Genomic DNA, 23,073 nt, shown 5'->3' with positions numbered 1-23,073 from the left:
AATTAGGGGAAGTCTCAAAAACGAAATACCAAAAGGCATCTGTATAGAAAACAAGCAGTCATTTCGTTTAAAACAAGAGGATAAAGGTAATGATTTGTATGGTTTAGGTAGTGAGCGTGTCTAAAAGCTCAGGGTTAACGCCGAACCCAGTTTTATGCTCCTCAATGACCACTTCACTGCGAGTTTGAATCACCCCCGGCAAAGTACCCAACTTGGTGGACATAAATGCTTGATAGGACTTCATATCTTTGGTGCGAACTTTGATCATTGTGTCGAAGTCACCCGATAGAGAGTAACACTCTTCAATTTCAGGCATCAGTTCTACCGCTTTGGCAAACTTCTCGAAGATGGAAAAACTGGTTTGATCGAGTCTAATATGAATGAAAACTTGGACATCCAAATTCAGTTTCTCTGGATTGAGCTCCGCATGATACCCAAGAATGAAGCCTTCTTTTTCTAGTCGCTTAACCCGATCAGAGCAGGGAGACGTTGTTAGATTGACCTGTTTAGCCAACTCAACAATCGGCATGCGACCTTTAAGGCTGAGTATTCTTAGTATTTCTAAATCGATTTTATCTAATGCGAGCGAAGCCATTGATTTATCTCGAGCGAATGGACATTCTCTCGATTGTAAATCAATCGTTATGCATGTAAATAGACGTCAGATCACAAACTCACAACAAAACCAAAAGGTTAAACGTAGGGAGCCTGAAAAAATTACGCTAAGTTTGCTTGCTGACTCATGACTGGTTTTGCCGCTTCTTGGTTTTGCTTATTACAAACTCGGCAATACAGCTGACGCTCTAGTTTGTAATAACCACTACCTGTGACAAGTTGAGACATTAATTGCTGGAAGCTCTGGAGCATGGAAGTACTATCATTTGGACTGCGTCGCATCACGGCTTTGTGGGCTGTATCTTTCTTGCATGCTGCGCAGTAGTTAGTTGGCATTGTCATTGTCTCCAGCTGGTCTGATCATTTCGTGACCATATTGTGTAAAAGGTCGATAGAATTACAAAACGATCATTGCAAAAAATGTGGCAGCTATTCCAAATTCTTGGTCATTATTTTGCGAATTTTTGATCAAGATTTCGAAATTAACTTACAAACCCCTCCAAAAAACCGAAAGTGTAACAAGATGCAAGCAAATTATGTCATCTTGCTGCGAAAATCACGTATCACTACTAATAATCAACAAAGTGCGCATTTAACTGGTACAAAAAAGCCCACTCCTAAGAGTGGGCTCGACGCTTTAATTTCGTTAGATAGTTACTTAGCTGGTTTGATATTGAAGAAAATAGCAAACAGTACTGGCACCACGATCAAAGTCAGTACCGTCGCAAATCCAAGTCCAGCCATGATCGTCACCGCCATAGAGCCAAAGAACGCATCAAACACCAGCGGGATCATCCCCAAAATAGTTGTCAAGGCCGCCATACTCACTGGACGCACACGACTCACAGCACTATCAACAATCGCTAAATACGGATCCTTGCCACTTTCCAGCTCAAGATTGATCTGATCCATCAGAACAATACCGTTTTTCAGGATCATACCGCTCAGGCTTAACAATCCAAGTAACGCCGTAAAGCTGAATGGCATATTGGATAGTAAGAGACCAAATGCGACACCAATGATCGACAGTGGAACAGTAAGCCATATCACCAAAGGCTTTTTCAATGAGTTGAATAGCAACATGGTAATAATGAACATCAATAAATAACCCATAGGCAAGGATTTGAACATCGCTTCTTGCGCATCCTTCGATGATTCATATTCGCCACCCCATTCGATCGTGTAGCCATCAGGCAGAGGCAGTGATTCTACCTGTGGCTTAACACGAGCGAATAAACTTGCTGCGGTTTCATCTCCAAGCACATCGTGATCTGCCAGTACGGTTAATGTACGTTTTCTATCACGACGTTGAATAATAGGTTCTTGCCAATCCAAAGTAACATTGTCAATGACTTGCTCGACCGGAACATAGGTCTGAAGCATTGGACTCCATATGGAAATATTCTGCAAAGACGCATAGTCCACACGCTCATCTTCAATTAGGCGAGTCACGATAGGTAGCATCTGAGTGCCATCACGGAATATGCCAATGGTATTGCCACCGAATGCCAGCTGAAGTGTGTTAGATAAATCCTCTTTAGAGATACCCAAACGACGCGCTTTCGACTCGTTAAATTGAGGAACTAGCTCTTTGGTTCTTTCACGCCAATCATGTCGAATGTTTCGCGCCCCTGGATCAGCAATCAGTACATCTTCAACTTGTACCGCAATATCACGTAGTACTTGAGGATCTGGACCTATAATACGAGCCTCGATCTTTGAAGCAGGCGACGGACCGAACTCCATTAAACGTAGCTGGAACGTTGGTGCGGCGAATTCGCTCGCTAAGTTATCATCTAACTTATGTAGTAGCTCAAACATATTGTCGCGACTAGTTGCTCGTACTTGCAGCTGAGCATAGCCTTCGTAGCTCTTCTCTGGCTGATAAGTCAACATGAAGCGTTGTAGTCCTTGACCAACCGACGTAGAGACGAACTCAACGTTATCCTGCGCTTGAATGTATTGCTCCACTTTTTCTGTTTGCTTAAGTGTCTGACGAATATCCGTTCCTTCAGGCATCCACATATCGACAAAGAACATTGGCGTATTAGATGGTGGGAAAAACGACTGTTTCACCAAACCAAACGCCATCACCGCGGCAATGAGCATTGCTACCATGCCCGCGACGGTTAACCAACGCAGTTTTAAAGCAAGTTTTAATGACCAACGGAAGACCGTGAACAAAACACCTTTATATGGGTCAGAGTCATCTGCGCTCTCGTTTTTGTCTGATTCCTTCAGCAGTAAGTCAGCCAAGAACGGTGTCAACGTTAATGCGGTAATCCAACTTAGGAACAGTGAGTAACACAGAACCCAAAATAGAGACCCCATGAATTCACCAGTTGCGTCCTGAGACAAACCAATAGGCGCAAATGCTGTAATCGCAATTACGGTTGCACCAAGCAGTGGCCATTGAGTTTGCTTAGCGATACCCATTGCAGCTTGCTTCTTGGTTTGGCCTTGTTTTAGCCCTACTAAAATGCCTTCTACAATCACGATGGCATTATCTACCAGCATACCCAGAGCAATAATCAACGCGCCCAGAGAAATACGATGTAGCTCGATATTATTGATACTCATCATAATGAAAGTACCAAACACCGTTAGCAGCAAAACCGCACCAATGATGATGCCGCTACGCATTCCCATGGTAAACAGCAGCACTAAAATGACGATTCCAACCGCTTGAGCAAGGCTGACTACAAAGTCTTGAACTGACTTATCTACTTCCGCCGATTGATTGTAGAAGTAGTCAAGATGAATGCCCGCAGGTTTGATGCTTTCTAATGATTTCAGCTGTACATCTAACGCCTTACCGACTTCCACTACGTTAACCCCAGACGAAAATGAAATCGCTAGGTTAATAGCAGGCTTACCGTTAAACGTAATCACATTCGACGGTTTCTCTTGAATACCTTTTGAAATATCCGCGACATCTTTAAGACGAATCAAGTTTCCGGTATCACGACCATGGATAATCAGATTTTCCAATGACTCAACGGAATCTAAGCTACCATTTGGACGAATCGCTAAGCTTTCGCCATTAATCATAATCTCGCCAGAGGAAAGCACGCTGTTTTGCTGATTAAGCAATCCCATCACCGCATTCATGTCCAGATTCAGTGCTGACAACCTTTCTAGAGACAGCTCAACAAACAGCATCTCTTGCTGATCGCCTGCAATGGCCACTTTGCCTACGCCATCGACTAACTCAAGCTCTCTGCTTAAATAATCCGCATAGCGCTTAAGCTCAACATAATCATAGCCATCACCCGTGAGCATGATCATTACGCCAAACACATCACCAAAATCGTCAATGATTTGTACCGAGCTCACACCATTTGGGAGCTGCGGTTGTAGATCATTGATTTTTCGGCGCATCTCATCCCAAATCTGTGGCAACTCATCAGGACCATAGTCCATTTTCATACTAACCATGATTTGAGAAAGACCCGAAGATGATGTCGATTTGATGTTATCGATATAAGGGAGTTTGCGGATTTCTTTCTCTAATGGATACGTCAGTTCTTCTTCGACTTCCGTGGATGTTGCCCCCGGATAGGTAGAAATAATCATTGCATCTTTAATGGTAAATGCAGGGTCTTCCAAACGACCTAGATCCATAAAAGATTGCACGCCACCGATAGCTAAAATGACTAGAAACAACCAGCTGATGACGCGGTTCTTAATTGAATATTCCGTTAAACTCATTGTTATTTATTCCCCTTGAGAGCCACTTCTTCACCATCTCTCAGTTTTCTCAAGTTAGAGCTCACCAACACGTCGCCCTGGGTAACACCAGTATCAACAATCACACCGAAACTATTTATTTGATCCACGTGAACAGGCGTCTTAGTGACGACTCCTTCAGCATGTTTCCATACAAAGAACTCGCCTTGCTTAGTACCGGCCTCAAGCACGGTCATAGGCAACTGATAGCCTTGGATTGAACTTAGCCCTGCTGCCACCATGTCCACGTTCACGGCAACACTCGTACCAGGAAGGATTTTCTCAGTTGGTTGAGGCATCTGAAGCCACAATTCATAGGCACGGCTTTGTGAGTCAGGCTCGCTAGAGTGCTCCAAATACTTCATGCTGTAGCTTTGATCTACACCAGAAAAATAGGCTCTTGGCTGATAAGCGTTTTTTTGAGCCTGTGGAGTAATCGATGCAAGAATGTAGTCCGACAAACTGATTTTCACGTACACCTTGTCGTCTTGATAGATAGACACCACAGTTTCACCAGGCCCAACATTTTCGAAACGCTCTTTATCAACACTCGCGACCACACCCGCAAAAGGTGCCTTCAAGCTGGTATATTGAATCTGATGTTGAATGTTCTGATACTGCGCTTTCGCAAGCTGCTTGTTGGACGTTAATTCATCCAGCTCAGAGCTAGAGATCATGTCTCTTGAATATAATTCCGCACCACGACGCAATTGCTTGGTCGCTAGTTCAAATTGTGCTTGTGCATCACGGTACTGTTGCTGAAGTTTTTGGTCATCAAGCTTTGCGACAACTTGACCTTTCTTCACCGATTGACCAGATTTCACGAGTAAGTGTGAGATTTCACCTTGAATACGGAACGCCAGATTGGTCTGCTCAGCTGTGACTACTTGGCCACGAAACTCGCGATATTGCTGTTCAACAGGTTTTTGAACTTCAATCGTCTCCACCTGCAACGGTGCTCGCTCACGCACAGTGATATCTGAATAACAGCCTTGCAACGTAAGGGCGGCTAAACCTAATGCTAATATTGACTTTTTCACTAGATACCACCCTCACGAGTCCATAATTTGACTTGCTGTCCTTCGGCTAAGTTTGCCGCGCCTGCTACTACAATTTGGTCGCCTTGTTGTAAACCAGCCGTCACGTCACCCTTTTCATCAAGTGAAAGCTTGATTTGATGAACTTGATGGGTCGCTGGGTCAAAGCGCCAAACCTTACCGCTGGTTTCGTTCTGGTTAATCCATGCGGCAACAGGCAAAGAAAACGCACGTTCTGTGGTTTCACTTTGGATATGTACTTGTCCGGACATGCCTGCGAGTACATTGATATTTTCTGGCTTAGTGATTTTTACTGACGCTGCGTAGCTATTGGTATCAAGATCAGGCTGCATCGCAATCTCTCTAAAGGACGCTTCAATACGCTGGTTACGATGGCTATCTAGCGTGACGAAAAAGTGCTGATGCTTAAGCTCATCCAGCGTCATGTTCTTCACTTCAGTGACCGGAATAGCGAACGTAACGTCTAAGTCTTGGCTACTGATGAGGTTCAGAATGGGCTGCTTGGCACCGACCACTTCATATGGTTTTTGATGAGTAACTGACACCACACCATCAAACGGAGCGATAATTTGTGTGTAACCTAGATCCGCCTTAGCTTGCTCAAGCGACGCCTGTGAGGCCTTAAACTGTGTTTCATTGCGATCAAAGGCATCGGCACTGATAAGCTTCTTAGCAAATAACTGCTCGGCACGTTTTAATTGGGACTGTGCGAGATCAAACTCAGCTTGACGAGCATCCAAGGCCACTTGATAGTCCGTTGGGTCAAGTGTCGCTAGAATTTCACCCGCTCTCACCGCTTCACCCATCTTCACATCTATCGAAGATATTTGTCCTGCTACCTGAAACGACAGCTGTGCTCGGTCTGTGGCATCCACTTGCGCCAAATAACTGCTCACTGGCGAGAAATTCAACTCAGGAACTTCGACCACTTTAACTGGCTTGATCACGGGTTCATTGATTTCCGATTGTGCTTGATTACAACCGGACAGGCCGACGGCTGCCAATAAAGGCAACACAATCAAACCACTAGTTTTGAATAGACGATGGGTTTTCATAATATTTATCCCAAATTATATTTTACACTTGTGCAGTTAATTACTTTACAAGTGTGCAGTATAAGTATAATTTGAAAGAGATCAATAAATATTGCACATGTGTGCAGTATAATTTTTACGACTAACTTTATCGCTTTTGGTTATATGAAGAAGTCGTGACATTAACTCAGTAAATTTACTGCTCTTGATGACAGGATTGATGCGAATCTTGTCGTCGAGCACATTATTGCAGTACCCTGTATAGGATTGATTGAATTTAGAAGGTATCGAGTGGAAAAGAAAAAAGGTCGTCGCAGCGCAACGGCAGCGGAAGAGACGAAAAACCTGATCATGACGGTCGCAGCAGAAATGTTTTGTGAGCTAGGCTATGAGCGTGTATCCATACGCAATATTAGTGAGCGCGCAGGCGTCTCTCATAGTTTGATTCGTCACCACTTCGGTAGCAAAGAACAAATTTGGTATGGCATCAGCGACCACCTTCACGCGTATATGCAAAAGTACATTCGTTATCTTCTCGATCAGCTTCCAGAAGACACCCCCGCGAATGTCAAAGTCTACCGTTTTGCTGTAGGTATGTTGGCGCACTGCATTGTCATTCCTCAACCGATCCAACTTATCGCAGACGCAATGCGTCAAGAAAATGAATTCTTCGACTACTTTATTGATAGCACCGGAGAAATTGAGAGCATCGTGTTCAAATTGGTTGATGACTACAACGCAAATTCCCCACAAACGCCACTCATTATGCATGAGCTGAAGTGGAAACTGATGATGTTCGCCCACGGTTCTGCTTGTATGCTCCCCATGCTCAAAGAAACATGGTCACAGGAAACCACAGATCTGGATGAATGTTTGGTCAAACACTGGTCGCTGTTCGAAGCACAAGTTGCAAATGAGCTGTCTATAGGTGAACAAGACCGTTTGAAGCCGACAAAGGTCGATGAGCTTGTTTATCAGGTTGAATGTGATTGGGGTGAGTGTCCAAGGTAACGGAGTATGTATGAAGTGGATTGAGGGTTAATCTACGAGCTCTCATCCACTCCAAGAAACTAAGAAATAAAACATGCCTACAACGAGTGACATAAAGTATGTCACTATCCAACAAGTATTTGCCACTGCTGTATTCAAACCATACAACCTAGCAGGCAATACCCCGATAAAGCCACAAGGCATGCAGGCTAGCATGATACAAAGCGGCAGCAAGACTCCGCTAGCTGCACTCCAGATATCCAGAGACCAAAAAACACATAAGACAAATAGAACACCAAATGCAATCCTTGTCATAGAAGCAGCTATCGCAATTCTAGCCCACTTTCTCGAACCAGTAAGATGGAAAGTTAGTCCCGCAGCAAATACAAGTAACAAACTACCAAGTGGTATAAGCCATTGACTAACATCTGACAAAATGGAAGGTCGACGTATATCGGTAGCAGACAAAAATAGTCCCGTACATAAAGCACTGACAGAAACTACAAAAACAGGATTGCGCCAAAATTGATGAGCTTTACCACCCATTGTTTTTCCCTGCGCGCGACAGTAAGGAAATATCAAGCCGAAATAGATCGCTTCTTCAAATAACTTGAATAGCGCAAGCAAGGCGACACCATCTTCACCAAAAAACACAAAGGCAAACAACGCACCTAAAGCACCGATATTGTAGAAACTGGTAGTAGGGAGTAACGAGGCAAAATTCGTCCGCGATAAAGAGAAAATACGAGAAATGAAGATAGCTGTTACTGCACCAGAGCCAATAACTCCAACTCCCAGCAACGGCACTATCAGTAACTCAGTATCTACACCACTCAACTGCCACAAAGAGTTAATGACAGCAAAAGGAATAATGAATAGTAACGAGGATTGACTCGCTAATGATCTTAAAGCCTCTGAACGTGTCGGCGCATAGTGCTGAATAAGCATTCCCACAAAAAAGCTGACACCTATAAGAACCAGCATAATTATTAGTTGCTGAACCACAAAATCTCCTCGACAAAATCCGTATCGCCTACAAACCCTTGAACTATGGCAACAACTCCAGTTAACAAGCAAAGGCTATATTATCACTCTGTAAACTCTGGAAGTACGCAATATTGTTAGCTGATGTGCTCACCGCAAACTATTTTGAACATCCCTTAACACAATAAAATCGAAATCAAAAGAAACACAACGGAATCAAAAAAACAGAATGTAGCGGCATTGCACTTAGTAAAACCTTCTAAACACTACTACCATCACACAAATACTTTCGTTCGTAAATATTCGAAGACATTCGGTTGATTTTAAATTATCATTAGTACAGATATCAATCAGCGATATAGCGTCGCTGAAAGACGGAATAGATAATTTTAACTGGAGATTAGCTGTGAAAGAACTCGTAAGATCACACAAGGAAGACAATCAGAAGTTGGGCATTTACTCCGTATGTTCAGCTCACCCATTAGTCATTGAAGCTGTACTAAAATACGAACTTACGTCAGGAAAACAAGTATTGATCGAAGCAACATCAAACCAGGTGAATCAATTTGGTGGTTATACAGGAATGCACCCGAAAGATTTCGTAAACTACGTTCATGATATTGCAATTAAAGTCGGTTTCCCCATCGAACGAATCATTCTCGGCGGTGACCACTTAGGTCCAAACTGTTGGCAGCAGGAGAGTGCAAGCTCTGCTATGGCAAAATCCCTAGAGCTAATCAAAGCGTATGTGGAAGCTGGGTTTACAAAAATACACCTAGATGCCTCAATGTCTTGTGCTGACGATGATATCCCTCTCGACCCTATGATTGTCGCAAAACGGTCGGCGGAAATGTGTAAAGTAGCAGAAACGCATATTGCTCCTGAGCTAAAATCAAAACTCACCTACGTCATTGGTACCGAGGTGCCTGTTCCTGGAGGAGAAGCTACTGAAATCGAAGCAGTACATGTAAGTAAGCTCACTGATATCCGAAATACCATTGACACTCATGTCACAGCTTTCGAAGCGCTGGGAATTAGCGAAGCATTGAGTAGAGTAATAGCGGTCGTAGTTCAGCCAGGGGTAGAATTTGACCACAGCAAAGTCATTCGATTTAAAAAAGACAAAGCTTCTGAGATTTCCCGCTTTATAGAAGACACTCCATGGCTTTATGAAGCACATTCTACCGACTATCAAACCCAAGAACACCTTAGTGATTTAGTAGAAAACCATTTCGCTATCCTAAAAGTAGGACCAGCTCTTACGTTTGCTTTACGTGAAGCACTATTTGCTCTAGCCGAAATGGAAACAGAAATAGTCTCAATAGAACAGAGTAGTCGCTTCAAAAAAGTGGTTGATGATGTTCTTCTAGATGAACCTAAATACTGGAAGTCATACTATGGTGATAAGCACTCGACAATCATTAATAACCTCCACTACAGCTTCTCAGATCGTATTCGCTACTACTGGTCTGAGCCACGGATTCAAAACGCATTTAACCTGTTAATTAGCAACCTAAGAGCAAACCCAATTCCGTTGTCTATGCTCAGTCAATATATGCCGAAACAGTATCAAAAAGTTAGCGAAGGAATCATTGACCTAGAACCAACAACGTTGGTGATCGACAAAATTCAAGAAGTAGTAGAGATGTACTCCAAAGCGTGTGAGTAAAACTAAAAAGGCCAGCAATGCTGGCCTTTTTAAGAACATAAGCATTAATCAACAACGATTACTTCCAAGCCAATATTTTCAAACTTTCTTTTAGTATCAGCTGGAATACCGCTATCAGTCACTAAGGTGTCTATCTGAGAAGCGTCTAGGACCTTGTTGAAACCAATACGCCCTAATTTAGAAGAATCAACGACTGCAACGACCTTTTGAACACAAGATGCCATTACACCAGTAATTGCGTATCCCTCATTAAAAGTCGTGATACCCTTCTCGGGGTCAATACCATCAGCTCCCACAAAAAGTACATCTGCCTGAACACCATTTAAGCACTGTTCCGCTTGGTATCCATGAAGGGATTTCGTTTTGCTGCGATATGTTCCACCAACAATAACTAGAGTCGTATCTGGTGCTTCCAATAATTCTGATGAAGCCGCCAGATTATTCGTGATAATAGTATACCCGCCTTCCTTAGCGAGGCATTTGGCAACAAGATGCGTGGTACTGCCACTATCAATGATAATGGAATCACCTTTTCTAACGAGACTAGCGGCCACACAAGCAATTCTTTCTTTGGAGTCTGAATTTAATTGATATCGATTGTCGATTTGCACTTCATCTTCATACTCTTGTTGAGTAAGAGGGAGAGATTCAATCGACTGTGCTCCGCCAAAGAAACGTTTTAATTTGCCCTGATTTTCCAAAAACTTCAGATCCGAGCGAAGTGTAACTTCAGAAGTATCAAATAATACTGATAACTCTTTAACAGCAACCTGGCCATCTTTTTTAAGGAGCTCGAGTATCTTTTCTCTACGGTTTAACGGGTTCATGCGTTCCTCACTCTACAACTTCGAAACAACGTGGCGGCTCACATTGCGAAAAACATCAATGGTATTTGAAAGATTCCGCAATGTAAATGATATATAAATACAAACTATGCGGAAATATTACCATCTAAATCCCACAATTGTTCCCAGCTATCAGCGCCTTCCCATAAAAAAACTTGGCCTTTAATCAAACGGTTATTAGCATCAATTCTTGATATTGCTTCCAATTCTTCCGCCGTTAATGGATTTTCAGTTACACATTTCAGGTTTGAGACATACTGATCTTCGGCAACAGAGAAAGGTATTGGTACATGACCTCGCTGCACTGCCCATTTGATACAGACAATTGCAGGATGAACCCCCAAGCGCTCAGCTGCAGCAACAATAACTGGATTCTCTATATCCACGAGGTCTTCCGCCGTTTTATCACGCTCAGGTCTTGTTGGAGATCCAATCGGACAAAATCCCACAGGCACTACATCGTTATTAATCATGTAGTTATATAACTCTTCTTGCTGAAATAATGGGTGACATTCCATCTCATTAACTGCAGGTTTTATTCTTGCATCCCTGATTAACAACGCCATTTTTGCTATGGTCATATTCGACGTACCAATCGCCTTAACCAGTCCCATTTCAACAAGTTGCTCCATTTGACGCCATGTTTTCATAAAGTCTTCATGGATATATGGCTTAGCATCTGGACTACGAGAGTCTCCGTCACAACCAATAGGGTGGAAATTTGGAAACGGCCAATGAACCATATAAAGATCGAGATAATCTACTTGAAGGTCTTTCAAAGTCTTCTTACATGCATTTATGACATCATCATGTTGGTCATTCCAAACTTTCGAGTTTATGAAAAATTCCTCGCGCTCAATACCGAAGTCATTCATTGCGCGTTTAAGAACATCACCAATCTGATCCTCATTCCCATAGATAGAGGCACAATCCAAGAATCGATACCCTGCCTTTATGGCACCATAAACTGCCTGCGATACTTCTTCAGGCCCAAAACGATCTGAACCAAAAGTTCCGAGTCCAACCGCCGGCATTTTTTGACCCGTATACAGTGTTTTAGTTGGTACTTTATCTATATCAACTGTCGGCTGGTATGAATATGCTACTGTCATTGCTATGTTCTCCATGCTCAATCTGAGCTCAATATCAATTTTGTAAAGGCATTGCCGATTGGTCTTTGTTGACTGTCGACCTGCGATTAAGGTTTGCGTCTAAAGAATAGGGGTTACACCTTTCTTCAATATAATATTGCCGTACTTTCGAGTGGTTCCGGTTACTACAATACACTTTGCGGACTTCGCTCTCTCATAGAAAGCAAATCTATCAATAAATGAGATCTCGGTATTATTCGGAAGCTTCGAAGTATATTCTTCAATTAACCCTGGTGGGTGAACATCATCTCCAACTGTCGCCATCATTACGACTTTGTCCGGTACATATTGGTCGAGCTCAATCAAAGGGATAACCGCCTCAACAAGGTCTGACACTTCACACCCTCTAGCCTGCAATACATAGTCTCCACATGAATAGGCTGGAAAATGAATGTCTGAGAAAACAATTTCGTCACCATGTCCCATTTTAGCGAGAATAAAAAGTAGCTCTGGTTCAACGATAGGATTGATATTTTTCAACATTTTTGACTCCTTATCTTTAGATTCGACCTGCACTTCCACAAATATCAATTTTCTGGCGAATAACTCGTGCCATCGCCTTTTTCGCTTCAATGTTATATACCCTAGGGTCATTAACAGTAGGATCGTCCTCAAAAACAGCTTTTAGAGTATCGGCATAGGCAATTTTAAGTTCCGTTGCTACGTTGACTTTACATATCCCCATAGACACGCAACGCGAAACATCATCTGAAGGCACTCCTGATGCTCCATGCAACACTAAAGGAATGGAAACTCGGCTGGCTATATCTCTGAGTCGTTCAAAATCTAGCTTCGGTGTTTCCTTATAAAGGCCATGTGCAGTACCAATAGCAATAGCTAAAGAATCAATGCCAGTGCGATTTGCAAAATCAAATGCTTGTACGGGGTCAGTGTAGGGTTCATCCACGGAGTCAATGATAAGGTCATCCTCTTGTCCCACTAATTGACCAAGTTCAGCCTCCACTGATGCTCCATAGCGATGACAAAGGGCGACAACTTTTCGAGTAATTTCGATGTTTTCTTCGAATGGAGCATGGGAGCCATCTACCATCGCCGAACGTATGCCGGCTTTTACCTTGTATTCGATATCTTCAAAAGAAGTATGGTGGTCTAGGTGCAAAGCTACTTGCATACCTCGGTCTTTTGCTGCAGCTTCTACCAAAGCCACTAATTCAGGTGTACCCGCGTACTGATACGTAGATGGCGTTCCTGCAAGAATAACCGGAGAGTCCATCTCTTTAGCAGTGTCTAAAACGCAATGAACAGACTCTAAGTTATGTATATTAAAAGCTGGGATTGCATAGCCTGATTTTTGAGCTTGCTCAAGCAAGTATTTGGTATGAATTAGAGTCATTATCTTAGCTCCACTTTAAAAGTATTTTGCCATCTGGGCTTTTGCCGTTCAGCGCTTCGACGCGTTTAACGAACTCTGAAGGTTCATACACGCCATCTAATAGTGATTGGGTATCAATAAGATTTTTAGAGAAAAGCTCACGAGCCACTTCCCACTCTTTTCCAGGATAGGGAGCGGAATAATTCATCCAACTTCCAAAAAGTGTCAGTTCTTTTCTGAGAATTTGTCCAAACTGCTGGTGAGTAAGAGTTAAGTCCTGATGGAGAGTGCCAATTAAAGCAACAGTCGCTCTCGGGCTCGCGATGCTTAAACACTGTTTGACAGAAGCTGGACTACCTGCAGTTTCCAAAATCAGTTGATGCTCTCCAGCAAAAGGAAGCGATTGCATTTGTTCGCGAATATCTTTGTCCAGTGAATTGAAACAATAATCCGCACCCAGTGATTTAGCTTTTGAAAGTTTCTCATCTGCTATATCGATCGCCGTAACAGTGGCAGCTCCCATTGCTTTTACGGCCTGCACCGCCAGTAAGCCAATAGTACCAACACCTACCACCACCACATCTTTACCCTCAACACCACCAGCCATCAGGATAGGGTGAAGGCTAACTGTTAATGGTTCGAAGAAAGCACCTTGAATTGATGACACAGACTCATCGAGCAAGAAACAACATTGCTCGGGAACCTCTACAAACTCGGCGTTTCCGCCTTGTGCACGCGATCCTATAAAGCTGTAATCACTACACAAGCTATATCGGCCATTCATACACTGAGGGCAACTGCCACATGGGACTAAAGGAGCACATGAAATTCTATCTCCATTTTTTAGTTGACTGACCTCTTCTCCAACTTCTACGACTTCCCCAGAAAATTCGTGTCCCAGTACAATCGGATAGAAATGGGCCCCATCATCGAAAATTCTTGGCAAATCAGAACCACACAACCCAGAGACGTGCACCTTCACAAGAACCGAACTTTTTTTCAAAGTAGGTTTTGAAATTTGGGCTATCTCAAGTTTATTGTTCGATTTAACAGCAATACTAAGCATCTCAATACCTTTTCATTAAATCAGTTTCAGAATCTTACATGTATCTTTCGAATGCTTATGATTTTATGTATTATGTGTTACGGATTTCAATTGAAAGTTTCGATTTTCGTCTAATTTACATGTATTGTTTGTGTTAGATCACAAATCGAACAACTTAGAAAGGATTAGAAAATGTTTATTGGTATCGATTGTGGCACTCAAGGAACGAAGGCGATCATTTGGCAAGATGGTGGCATTTTGGGGCAGGGCTACACTCCACATTCAACAATAATGGAACAATTGGGACAAAGAGAGCAAAGACCAGAAGAATGGTTTGATGCGCTCATAGCTTCTATCGACAAAGCATTTAAAGGGATCGAGCAACATAAAAAAGCGATAAAGGGAATTGGGATTTCAGGTCAACAGCATGGTTTGGTGTTATTAGATCAAAACAATCAAGTGATTAGAGACGCTTTGCTCTGGTGTGATACAAGACCCCAAGCTGCTCTCAGCGCATTTACACAAACCCATGACCTTAACTTAGTAGAGAAATTAGGCATTCAAGTTCCCGTGGCATTTTCGTTAGGTAAACTATTGTGGGTAAAGGAGAATGACCCAATTAGCTTTCGCAGGATCCACAAAATGATGCTACCGCATGACTACCTTAATTGGTGCCTAACCGGTCGTTTTACTGTAGAGCCGGGCGATGCTTCTGGAACAGGCTGGTTTGACACTGTTTCGAAGTCGATAAGTGACGAGCTGCTTTCCCTTATCAAATTCGAAAATGAATTAGCGCAACCTGACATCTTGCAGTCTCAAGAAATAGTGGGAACACTGCACCCTTCTATAGCTGAGAGACTTGGGCTAAATACCAATGTCATCGTTTCCTCAGGAGGCGGAGATAATATGATGGCAGCCATAGGGACGGGTAATGTTGGAAGTGGGCAGCTAACTATTAGTTTAGGCACATCTGGTACCCTTTTTTCACACAGTTCTGAGCAAGTAGATAGTCGTGAGCATAAAGATTTAAACGCATTTTGCTCTTCGACAAATGGTTATTTGCCGCTCGCTAGCACCATGAACGTCACCACTGCGAACAACCAGATTCTTAACCTTGTTAACGGTGATATCAGTGAGTTCGATACCCTGCTCGAATCAAGTCCTATTGGCGCTGACGGCCTAATCTGTTTGCCATTTTTTAACGGAGCTCGCCTACCAAATGTGCCTAATGCAAATGGCGCTCTTCTTGGAATCACGGCCACTAACCTCACACCAGGAAACCTGCTCAAAGCCACTGTCGAGGCTGTTACTTTTAACCTAGGACTAGGAGCTAATGTGCTAGAAAGTGCGGGAGTGAAATTTGATAAGACCTGTGTGATAGGTGGAGGGGCAAAGAGTAAAATGTGGCGGCAACTGATATCGGACGTAACCAACTTACCACTTTGGTGTCCAGTTTCGACCGAAGCAGCAGCTGTAGGTGCTGCAATTCAAGCATGTTGGGCTCACGAAAACCTTTATCAACCCACTCAGATAACGGACATATGTTCGAATACGCTTAAGGTAGATGAGGAAAAGTCTGTCACACCAATTGCGAAAAACGTTCAAACCTACCGGACAATAGCAGAATCATACCAATACCACCTGAACCGTCATATGGCTCAATTTGTCTAATTCCTTATGTCACGTTACGGGTGGCACTCGCCACTCGTAATTATTTGAAAGCAAAAAAGCCTAACTCACTTTCATATCTCTCTTAGTCCTAAAAATATACCTACTATCTAGCCATTGCTAATAATAAATAATTTATATTATAAATCATAATCTTAAATTAAAATTTTACATCCAAAAACCTAGTGGCATCCCAGTTTACTTTGTTGAGACAGTCATCAATTATGTGATCGACCCCTTATAATCGTAAGACTTCGTTACCATTCGAAATGTTTCGAGTATATTATTTGTTCATAAGGAAATCGTCAGCAGAGAAGGTACACCTGCTGAGAAGAATAACTTTCCAATTTGCAAGGAACCAATATGAGCAGTCCATTACTCACGATGAGTGGCATATCGAAAGCTTTCACCGGCGTTCAAGCTCTGCAAAACGTGAACATTCAATTGCGGGCAGGCGAAGTGCACGCCCTAATGGGTGAAAACGGAGCAGGGAAGTCAACATTAATGAAAGTGTTGATAGGCGTGCATAAAGCTGACGAAGGGTATATTCAGTATAAAGGGCAAACGGTCGCATTTGATTCTGTTCTGGAAGCCCAAAAAGCCGGCATATCCATGATTTTCCAAGAGCTGAACCTTATTCCTCATCTGTCCGTGGCAGAGAACATTTTCTTCGCTCGAGAACCACTTAAAAACGGCTTAATTGACTATAAAACCATGAGGTCAGAAGCCAAGAAGCTACTTGAGATGTTCGATATAGACGTAGAGCCGACGGACATTGTAAATACTTTGTCTGTAGCAAAACAACAAATGGTCGAGATTGCTAAATCTCTTAGCTTTGATGTTGAAATTCTCATTATGGATGAACCGACTTCAGCTCTAACGGATAAAGAAATCGATGCGCTTTTTGAGTTGGTCGATAAGCTTAAAGCCAAAGGTGTCGCCATCGTCTACATTTCACATCGAATGAATGAACTACGTCGGATATGTGACCATATAACTATCTTCCGAGATGGTCAGTATGTGTCAAACCATCGTTTTTGTGAAATTTCGATGGATGAGATCATTGCCAAAATGGTTGGCAGAACTCTGGATAATCACTTCCCACCAAAGCAAGCCGTTATTCAAGACGACCTCATTTTCTCCGTAATGAATGTAGCTCGGGAAGGGGTCTTCCAACCATTGAACTTCGACCTTCGTAAAGGCGAGATCTTAGCAATTACAGGCTTAGTCGGTGCGAAACGTACAGAGCTTGCTAGAGCGCTGTTTGGTGCCGATAAACTCACTGACGGCGAACTCTTCGTCCACGGACAAAAGAAGGTCATTCGTACTCCTTCTGACGCAATCAAGGCCGGCGTCGCCTACCTCTCCGAAGACCGAAAACTAAACGGCATTGCCGTCAAAATGTCCATAAGAGAGAACACAACTATGGCCTCAATGGACAAAGTGAGTTCGAATCTCGGAATAATATCCAATCAAGCTGAGGTAGACGCAGCGAATCAATACATCGACAAGATGCAAATAAAGACCCCCACCGTCGAACAGTTGGTTGGAAACCTCTCTGGTGGTAACCAGCAAAAAGTAGTGATTGGTAAGTGGTTGTTTAGAGATGCGAAAGTCATGATTTTCGATGAGCCTACTCGAGGTATCGATGTTGGTGCCAAATACGCCATCTACGAACTTTTAGATGAGCTAGCAACACATGGGATTGGAGTCATCATGATTTCATCTGAGTTGCCGGAAGTATTAGGTATGTCTGATCGAGTCATTGTCATGAAAGAGGGAGTGATGACCGCAATGCTTGAAACCGCAGCCACGACTCAAGAAGAAATTATGCAATACGCAACAGGAGTTAAAAACATGTTCCCACTATATGAGGAGGCAGTGTGATGAACGAAAAACACAAGGATATGCTACAGAAGTTAGCATCGCTAGGCGGATTATTCGCACTAATTATTGCTTTCTCCATCACTAGTCCACACTTTTTTAGTATGGACAATGCCATGACCGTAGGCCTTCAAACATCAACGATCACCATTATAGGTATCGGTGTAATGTTGACGATACTAACAGGTGGCATTGACTTATCCATAGGCTCAGTTATGGCGCTCTCAGGGGTTACCGCAGCCATGGCAGTAAATGCTGGAATGCCAGTTCCCGTGGGTATGGCTGTAGGAGTGTTGACAGGGGCCTTCTGTGGTCTTATTAGCGGACTATGTGTATCTAAACTGCGCCTCCCACCATTTATCGCAACACTAGGTATGATGATGATGGCTCGTGGTGTAGCACTCTACATCACTAATGCAGCCCCAGTTTCAGGGATGCCTGAGTCCTTCTCTTACTTAGGTAATGGCGCACTATTCCGCATGGTTGAGATTGGTGAGAATGGTTTCCCAATCATTAAATTTGCAGGCATACCTTATCCCGTGCTCGTCATGTTGCTGGTAGTTGCAGCATTCTCTTTCCTATTAACGAAAATGCGCCTTGGCCGCTACCTATACGCAATAGGATCAAACGAAGAAGCCGCTCGTCTTTCCGGTATCGATACTCAAAAAGTCAAAACCGCTGCCTATGTCGCCTCTGGTTTCTTAGCAGGACTTGCTGGCGTCATTATTGCGAGTCGACTTGTTACTGCACAGCCAAATGGGTCGGTCATGGCAGAGCTTGATGCCATTGCTTCTGCCGTGGTCGGTGGAACCTCTTTGATGGGTGGAGTCGGAACTGTATTTGGTGCGGTTGTCGGGTCATTTATTATCGGTGTCCTGCGAAACGGCCTAAATATGAATGGCGTTAGCTTCTTCGTTCAACAAATCGTAATTGGTGGCGTCATCATCGCTACCGTGGCGTACGACCAATACCGTATGCAACAAACCACAAAAGTGAAAAACCCTACTACAAAATCCAAAAAGGATGTTAAAGATATGAAAGTTAATAAGATTGCTACTGTCGCTGCGATGGGACTCGCATTTGCCTTTGCTGGCCACTCCACTGATGCTACTGCTGCTCAGAAAGAGATTGCGGTTGTTGTCAAAACGGAAAACTCCAACTTTTGGCAAAATGTTAAAGGTGGTGCAGTTGATGCCTCTAAAGAGCTTCCTGCATACAACATCACTTTCCAAGGACCAGCAGCAGAAACTGCGGTTGATGAGCAGGTCAACATGATACAAAACGCACTAAACCGCGGAGTATCTGGGCTTGTAGTTGCACCTACTGACCCTAACGCATTAGTACCTGCACTTAAGGCAGCATGGGAGAAAGGAATTCCTGTTGCTCTTATCGACTCAGGCCTTAATGACGACGGTAAGTATCACCAAGCTTTCCTATCTACTGATAACCGTGCAGCAGGGAAACTTGCCGCAGAAAAAATGATCAAGTCACTCAATGGCAAGAAAGGCAAAGTGGCCATGATGAGCTTTACTGCTGGATCTGGCTCTGCTATGGAGCGTGACGGTGGCTTTAAAGAAACCATTGAAGCGGCAGGTTACGAAGTTATCGGTCCTTACTACTCCAATGCGGATATGGTTACCGCTCTAAACCAAACTATTGACGTCTTAGCTTCGAATAATGACTTAGTAGGCATTTTCGGTTCTAACGAACCAACAGCGGTAGGTATGGCACGTGCTATTCAACAACGCGGCTACACTGGAAAAATTGTTGCGGTCGCCTTTGATGGTAACTCAGATATCCAACAATTTATTCGTGATGGTGTGTTAGACGGTGCCGTTGTCCAGTCTTCTTACGGCATGGGTAACATGGGTGTAGAAACGGTTTCTCAAATCCTGAGCGGAAAGAAAGTCGCATCTTATATTGATACCGGTGTTGTTTATGTAACCAAAGACAATATTGACTCAGACAAAGCGAAAGCCGTTCTCTACTAAAATTGTTGAAAAACAATTGAATTTGACTCAACAAAACAACCTCTAAGCACAACGGACCTTACAGGATAACTGGAGGTCCGTTGCTATTTTTCGTTCATATTAACTAAACGTAACATTAAATATATTCATACATACTTAACCTTATTTTTTCCTTATCGTATCGGCGTGCTTTGACAGAGATCAACAAACTTGATGATTCCCTGTCTGCACTTTCACGCTTTGACCAAAAGTAGTCGATGACAAAAACGATAGGAAATGGTTATGAAATGGCCGATAAAAGCGCTGGCAGTCGCGCTAAGTTGCTCACTTGGGGCGACACAATCTTTTGCAATCAATCTCGAACCCCTAGATAAAGACTTTACCCTACAAATCCTTGGTTCTGGAGGTCCCATCTCTGATGATATGCGCGCCTCATCGGGAGAATTGATTTGGTGGAAAGGCAAATCAAGAATCATGATTGACGCGGGTGGCGGTAACTACCTACGATTTGGCCAAGCAGGAGGCAAACTCGAAGACCTCGATCTTTTAGCCATCACTCACTTCCACACCGATCACGTTGCCGATCTTCCAGCTCTGCTTAAAGGCGCTTACTTTTTCGAACGTGAGGACGCACTAGATATCACCGGTCCAGAAGCTGGTTCTGCATTTCCGAGTTTAACAGGCTATATGGATGCGATGTTCAATCAGGAACACGGAGCTTACGCTTACCTTAATGGACTTTATGATGGCTCAGATGGCCTGTTCCCAATCACCCTCACCGATGTTTCTTATCAAGAAACCACACCACAAAAAATCTACCAATTAGATGGGCTTACTGTTTATGCACTCGGCATCCCTCATGGAGATGTACCTACTTTGGCCTACCGAATTGAAAGTGAGGACGGCGTCATTGTTATTTCTGCAGACCAAAATGGCAGTAATCCCGCCTTCATTCCTTTTGCCAAAGGCGCTGACATTCTAGTCATGCCTATGGCCATTCACGAAGAAGCCGATGCTATCTCATCGTTTATGCATGCGAAACCTTCGACCGTGGGGGAAATTGCCGCTGAAATTAATCCTAAGCTACTGATTTTAAATCACTGGATGGGGCTAGGCCTCAAGCGTAAAGCACAGTCAGTGGAGATCGTGAAAAAGTACTACAAAGGAAAAATATTCTCTGCTCGTGATCTGTCGAGCTTCCCAATGGCGTCTTTCAAGGAGACTTCAAATGAACAATAAAATGGCTATCTCAATCGCACTCAGCTCACTGGTATCAATGAACTCGGCACTCGCTGCTATCAGTGAATCTGCTGAAGCTCCTGTTACCGCTCAGCCAACAGAACAGCATGGCGGTAAATGTGCCGCAGGTAAATGTGGAACCGAAAAACGCTTTGAAAAACAAGAGCTCGATAGCGATCCACAAGATAAGTTAGTGCGCGCGCGTGACGGGAAGTGCGGCCTCTCTGGTCAAGGTATCAATGCGCCTGCGGACGCAGTGACATCAGCAAACAGTAAGGTGACAGGTGGAGTATGCGGACAATAACCAACACCAGCAAGGGATTGGGTCTGCGTATGGAGCATGTGGATATGCTGAGTGACATGCCTAAGCATCCCGATATCGACTTTCTTGAGCTCGCACCTGAAAACTGGATGAATCTTGGTGGCGCAAAACGGGAGCGTTTGGAGCAAATCGCTGACAAATACCCCTTGGTTGCTCACGGTCTTAGTCTATCCATTGGTGATTGCGTGCCGTTAAACGAAAGCTACCTGAAAGATGTCGCCCGTTTTCTTAATGAGTTTGATATCGAGATTTACAGCGACCATTTGAGTTTTTCTCGGGACAGTCAGGGCTATCTTTATGACCTACTACCGATCCCAAGAAGCAGAGAGAATATCGACTATCTAGCCTCTCGAATCCAACGCGTGCAAGACGTGGTCGCTAGGCCTTTGGTGCTCGAAAACATCTCGTTTTATCACAATTATGACAACGACATTCCTGAAGGCGAGTTCTTTGCAGAGCTTATCGAGAAATCTGGCTGTCAGATGCTGCTGGATATCAATAATGTCTACGTCAACAGCATCAACCACGGTTTTGATGCTTATGAGATGCTGCAAACCTTGCCGAGCGACGCAATTCGCTATTACCACATTGCAGGACATCTGCAGCAGAGTGATCAATCATTACTCGATACTCATGGCAAACCAGTCCCTGACTCGGTAATTGAATTGGCTCATTATGTGTTTAACCTCCACGGCAACAAACCACTGCTGTTAGAGAGAGACCACAACGTGCCACCACTGGTCGTCCTTACTGAAGAGCTACGAGACATCCATGCAGTTGTCAAAGCTGCTGAACGACAAGTCCAGCTGTCTGAAAGTGGGGTCCTCTATGCTTAGCCCTCCAGGATTGATGCTTCAGCAAACTGAAGCGCTTGCGCAGAAGATACGATTAGGTCGCACTGAAGGATGCCAATACGGTGAGTTTATTCGCGACAACGTTTTTGGTGTCGTAAACAACACCTTTCCTTTTTTCGTTGAGCGAGTCGGTCATCAAGCTTTGGTTCAGTTAGTGGAAGACTTTCTGTTGCAGCATTGTGCAATGGAACCTGAGTTTCATCACATCGCGACAGAGTTCGTGCAGTTCATTCAGCATGGTACTTGGGTCAACCAACTTGACCTTATGGTACTTGAATACGAGTGGATCGCCTTCAGCGCAGAAATTGACCAAACTCGAATCAATATCGAGTCTTGCAGTGACATTGTGTATCAGAACCCTGAGCAATACACCTTGAGCTGCAATCCCACTCTGCACTTAGTGGAGTTGCCTTTTGAGGTGTCTAGTCACTCAATACAAATAACCGATAGCACTCCACCAAACTACTACGCGGTATTTCGAAACGCTCAACACCATGTTGTCTCACAAAAACTTCGGCCCATCGATGTGGCACTGATTCAGACCCTTCAACCCTCATATTGTTCGAGCTTACAGACATTCCAACAACAAACTGAAGCTCAACTCGCCGATTTCGATGTACGTCTTTGGATACAACATTTCACCCATCTCGGGCTGTTAAACATCAACACCCTAGGAGAATAAA

20 protein-coding genes are annotated in these 23,073 nt (G+C 43.6%); 9 read left to right on the top strand and 11 right to left on the bottom strand.

Going from position 1 to position 23,073, the window contains the following annotated elements:
- Positions 1-103 precede the first annotated feature (103 nt).
- The 5 genes from JKJ11_RS23760 to JKJ11_RS23740 all read right to left on the bottom strand — a co-directional run bounded on the left by JKJ11_RS23760 (position 104) and on the right by JKJ11_RS23740 (position 6,457).
- Positions 104-595: an Lrp/AsnC family transcriptional regulator gene (locus JKJ11_RS23760; protein ID WP_006070243.1), complete on the bottom strand. Its 492-nt coding sequence runs from the start codon at positions 593-595 to the stop codon at positions 104-106.
- A 122-nt stretch (positions 596-717) separates the two neighbouring features.
- On the bottom strand, positions 718-957 hold the full coding sequence (locus JKJ11_RS23755) for a hypothetical protein (RefSeq protein ID WP_231892911.1): 240 nt from the start codon (positions 955-957) through the stop codon (positions 718-720).
- Positions 958-1,269: 312 nt separating this feature from the next.
- A complete protein-coding gene (locus JKJ11_RS23750) occupies positions 1,270-4,326 on the bottom strand; it encodes an efflux RND transporter permease subunit (RefSeq protein WP_124941640.1) in 3,057 nt (1,018 codons plus the stop codon).
- A gap of 2 nt (positions 4,327-4,328) precedes the next feature.
- The gene (locus tag JKJ11_RS23745; protein ID WP_006070246.1) at positions 4,329-5,384 is read right to left on the bottom strand and encodes an efflux RND transporter periplasmic adaptor subunit; all 1,056 of its coding nucleotides are present in this window, start codon (positions 5,382-5,384) and stop codon (positions 4,329-4,331) included.
- Complete coding sequence (locus JKJ11_RS23740; RefSeq protein WP_088877754.1) at positions 5,384-6,457, bottom strand: efflux RND transporter periplasmic adaptor subunit; 1,074 nt, start codon at positions 6,455-6,457, stop codon at positions 5,384-5,386. Before JKJ11_RS23740 ends, JKJ11_RS23745 begins: the two co-directional genes overlap by 1 nt.
- 270 nt (positions 6,458-6,727) lie before the next feature.
- Between JKJ11_RS23740 and JKJ11_RS23735 the strand changes: the two genes are divergently transcribed.
- On the top strand, positions 6,728-7,447 hold the full coding sequence (locus JKJ11_RS23735; RefSeq protein ID WP_006070248.1) for a TetR/AcrR family transcriptional regulator: 720 nt from the start codon (positions 6,728-6,730) through the stop codon (positions 7,445-7,447).
- Positions 7,448-7,489: 42 nt separating this feature from the next.
- Here the strand turns inward: JKJ11_RS23735 and JKJ11_RS23730 are convergent, their stop codons facing one another.
- The gene (locus tag JKJ11_RS23730) at positions 7,490-8,431 is read right to left on the bottom strand and encodes an AEC family transporter (protein ID WP_252039390.1); all 942 of its coding nucleotides are present in this window, start codon (positions 8,429-8,431) and stop codon (positions 7,490-7,492) included.
- 385 nt (positions 8,432-8,816) lie between these two features.
- Here JKJ11_RS23730 and gatZ point away from each other — a divergent pair, with 385 nt between their 5' ends.
- Entirely contained in the window at positions 8,817-10,079 is a 1,263-nt protein-coding gene (gene gatZ, locus JKJ11_RS23725) for a tagatose-bisphosphate aldolase subunit GatZ (protein ID WP_252039388.1), read from the top strand.
- Positions 10,080-10,123: 44 nt separating this feature from the next.
- Here gatZ and JKJ11_RS23720 read toward each other — a convergent pair whose 3' ends face one another.
- The 5 genes from JKJ11_RS23720 to JKJ11_RS23700 form a co-directional block, all read right to left on the bottom strand.
- Entirely contained in the window at positions 10,124-10,906 is a 783-nt protein-coding gene (locus JKJ11_RS23720) for a DeoR/GlpR family DNA-binding transcription regulator (RefSeq protein WP_252039386.1), read from the bottom strand.
- A 104-nt stretch (positions 10,907-11,010) separates the two neighbouring features.
- Positions 11,011-12,036 (bottom strand): aldo/keto reductase, encoded by a 1,026-nt coding sequence (locus tag JKJ11_RS23715; protein ID WP_006070252.1) that lies wholly within the window; start codon positions 12,034-12,036, stop codon positions 11,011-11,013.
- 99 nt (positions 12,037-12,135) lie between these two features.
- Positions 12,136-12,558: an L-fucose mutarotase gene (fucU, locus tag JKJ11_RS23710; RefSeq protein WP_006070253.1), complete on the bottom strand. Its 423-nt coding sequence runs from the start codon at positions 12,556-12,558 to the stop codon at positions 12,136-12,138.
- A gap of 16 nt (positions 12,559-12,574) precedes the next feature.
- A complete protein-coding gene (gatY, locus tag JKJ11_RS23705; RefSeq protein ID WP_038230874.1) occupies positions 12,575-13,429 on the bottom strand; it encodes a tagatose-bisphosphate aldolase subunit GatY in 855 nt (284 codons plus the stop codon).
- Positions 13,430-13,433: 4 nt separating this feature from the next.
- Positions 13,434-14,474, bottom strand: coding sequence for an alcohol dehydrogenase catalytic domain-containing protein (locus JKJ11_RS23700; protein ID WP_171389312.1), 1,041 nt, complete (start codon positions 14,472-14,474; stop codon positions 13,434-13,436).
- A 171-nt stretch (positions 14,475-14,645) separates the two neighbouring features.
- On the opposite strand from JKJ11_RS23700, the gene xylB reads away from it, so the two are divergent.
- The 7 genes from xylB (at position 14,646) to JKJ11_RS23665 (ending at position 23,072) form a co-directional block, all read left to right on the top strand.
- Positions 14,646-16,124: a xylulokinase gene (xylB, locus tag JKJ11_RS23695; protein ID WP_252039384.1), complete on the top strand. Its 1,479-nt coding sequence runs from the start codon at positions 14,646-14,648 to the stop codon at positions 16,122-16,124.
- A gap of 360 nt (positions 16,125-16,484) precedes the next feature.
- Complete coding sequence (locus JKJ11_RS23690; RefSeq protein ID WP_038227666.1) at positions 16,485-18,008, top strand: sugar ABC transporter ATP-binding protein; 1,524 nt, start codon at positions 16,485-16,487, stop codon at positions 18,006-18,008.
- On the top strand, positions 18,008-19,996 hold the full coding sequence (locus JKJ11_RS23685; RefSeq protein WP_216610697.1) for a substrate-binding domain-containing protein: 1,989 nt from the start codon (positions 18,008-18,010) through the stop codon (positions 19,994-19,996). Before JKJ11_RS23690 ends, JKJ11_RS23685 begins: the two co-directional genes overlap by 1 nt.
- A gap of 261 nt (positions 19,997-20,257) precedes the next feature.
- Positions 20,258-21,214 (top strand): MBL fold metallo-hydrolase, encoded by a 957-nt coding sequence (locus JKJ11_RS23680; protein WP_198559340.1) that lies wholly within the window; start codon positions 20,258-20,260, stop codon positions 21,212-21,214.
- Positions 21,204-21,518 (top strand): hypothetical protein, encoded by a 315-nt coding sequence (locus JKJ11_RS23675; protein WP_198559339.1) that lies wholly within the window; start codon positions 21,204-21,206, stop codon positions 21,516-21,518. The genes JKJ11_RS23680 and JKJ11_RS23675 overlap by 11 nt, the downstream gene beginning before the upstream one ends.
- The gene (locus JKJ11_RS23670; RefSeq protein ID WP_252039382.1) at positions 21,506-22,372 is read left to right on the top strand and encodes an MbnB/TglH/ChrH family RiPP precursor modification enzyme; all 867 of its coding nucleotides are present in this window, start codon (positions 21,506-21,508) and stop codon (positions 22,370-22,372) included. Before JKJ11_RS23675 ends, JKJ11_RS23670 begins: the two co-directional genes overlap by 13 nt.
- Positions 22,365-23,072 carry an HvfC/BufC family peptide modification chaperone gene (locus JKJ11_RS23665; protein ID WP_164491489.1) on the top strand — a complete coding sequence of 236 codons (708 nt, stop codon included), beginning with the start codon at positions 22,365-22,367 and terminating at the stop codon, positions 23,070-23,072. Before JKJ11_RS23670 ends, JKJ11_RS23665 begins: the two co-directional genes overlap by 8 nt.
- The last annotated feature ends 1 nt before the right edge of the window (position 23,073 follow it).

The organism is Vibrio sp. SCSIO 43133, from assembly GCF_023716845.1.
Taxonomy (GTDB): Bacteria; Pseudomonadota; Gammaproteobacteria; order Enterobacterales; family Vibrionaceae; genus Vibrio; species Vibrio mediterranei.
This window is presented reverse-complemented; position numbering and strand designations above follow the sequence as displayed.

Bases quoted from the DNA above. Each gene is read 5' to 3' on its own strand.
- JKJ11_RS23760 (WP_006070243.1), bottom strand. From the start codon at position 595: ATGGCTTCGCTCGCATTAGATAAAATCGATTTAGAAATACTAAGAATA.
- JKJ11_RS23755 (WP_231892911.1), bottom strand. From the start codon at position 957: ATGACAATGCCAACTAACTACTGCGCAGCATGCAAGAAAGATACAGCC.
- JKJ11_RS23750 (WP_124941640.1), bottom strand. From the start codon at position 4,326: ATGAGTTTAACGGAATATTCAATTAAGAACCGCGTCATCAGCTGGTTG.
- JKJ11_RS23740 (WP_088877754.1), bottom strand. From the start codon at position 6,457: ATGAAAACCCATCGTCTATTCAAAACTAGTGGTTTGATTGTGTTGCCT.
- JKJ11_RS23720 (WP_252039386.1), bottom strand. From the start codon at position 10,906: ATGAACCCGTTAAACCGTAGAGAAAAGATACTCGAGCTCCTTAAAAAA.
- JKJ11_RS23715 (WP_006070252.1), bottom strand. From the start codon at position 12,036: ATGACAGTAGCATATTCATACCAGCCGACAGTTGATATAGATAAAGTA.
- fucU (WP_006070253.1), bottom strand. From the start codon at position 12,558: ATGTTGAAAAATATCAATCCTATCGTTGAACCAGAGCTACTTTTTATT.
- gatY (WP_038230874.1), bottom strand. From the start codon at position 13,429: ATGACTCTAATTCATACCAAATACTTGCTTGAGCAAGCTCAAAAATCA.
- JKJ11_RS23700 (WP_171389312.1), bottom strand. From the start codon at position 14,474: ATGCTTAGTATTGCTGTTAAATCGAACAATAAACTTGAGATAGCCCAA.
- xylB (WP_252039384.1), top strand. From the start codon at position 14,646: ATGTTTATTGGTATCGATTGTGGCACTCAAGGAACGAAGGCGATCATT.
- JKJ11_RS23690 (WP_038227666.1), top strand. From the start codon at position 16,485: ATGAGCAGTCCATTACTCACGATGAGTGGCATATCGAAAGCTTTCACC.
- JKJ11_RS23685 (WP_216610697.1), top strand. From the start codon at position 18,008: ATGAACGAAAAACACAAGGATATGCTACAGAAGTTAGCATCGCTAGGC.
- JKJ11_RS23680 (WP_198559340.1), top strand. From the start codon at position 20,258: ATGAAATGGCCGATAAAAGCGCTGGCAGTCGCGCTAAGTTGCTCACTT.
- JKJ11_RS23675 (WP_198559339.1), top strand. From the start codon at position 21,204: ATGAACAATAAAATGGCTATCTCAATCGCACTCAGCTCACTGGTATCA.
- JKJ11_RS23670 (WP_252039382.1), top strand. From the start codon at position 21,506: ATGCGGACAATAACCAACACCAGCAAGGGATTGGGTCTGCGTATGGAG.
- JKJ11_RS23665 (WP_164491489.1), top strand. From the start codon at position 22,365: ATGCTTAGCCCTCCAGGATTGATGCTTCAGCAAACTGAAGCGCTTGCG.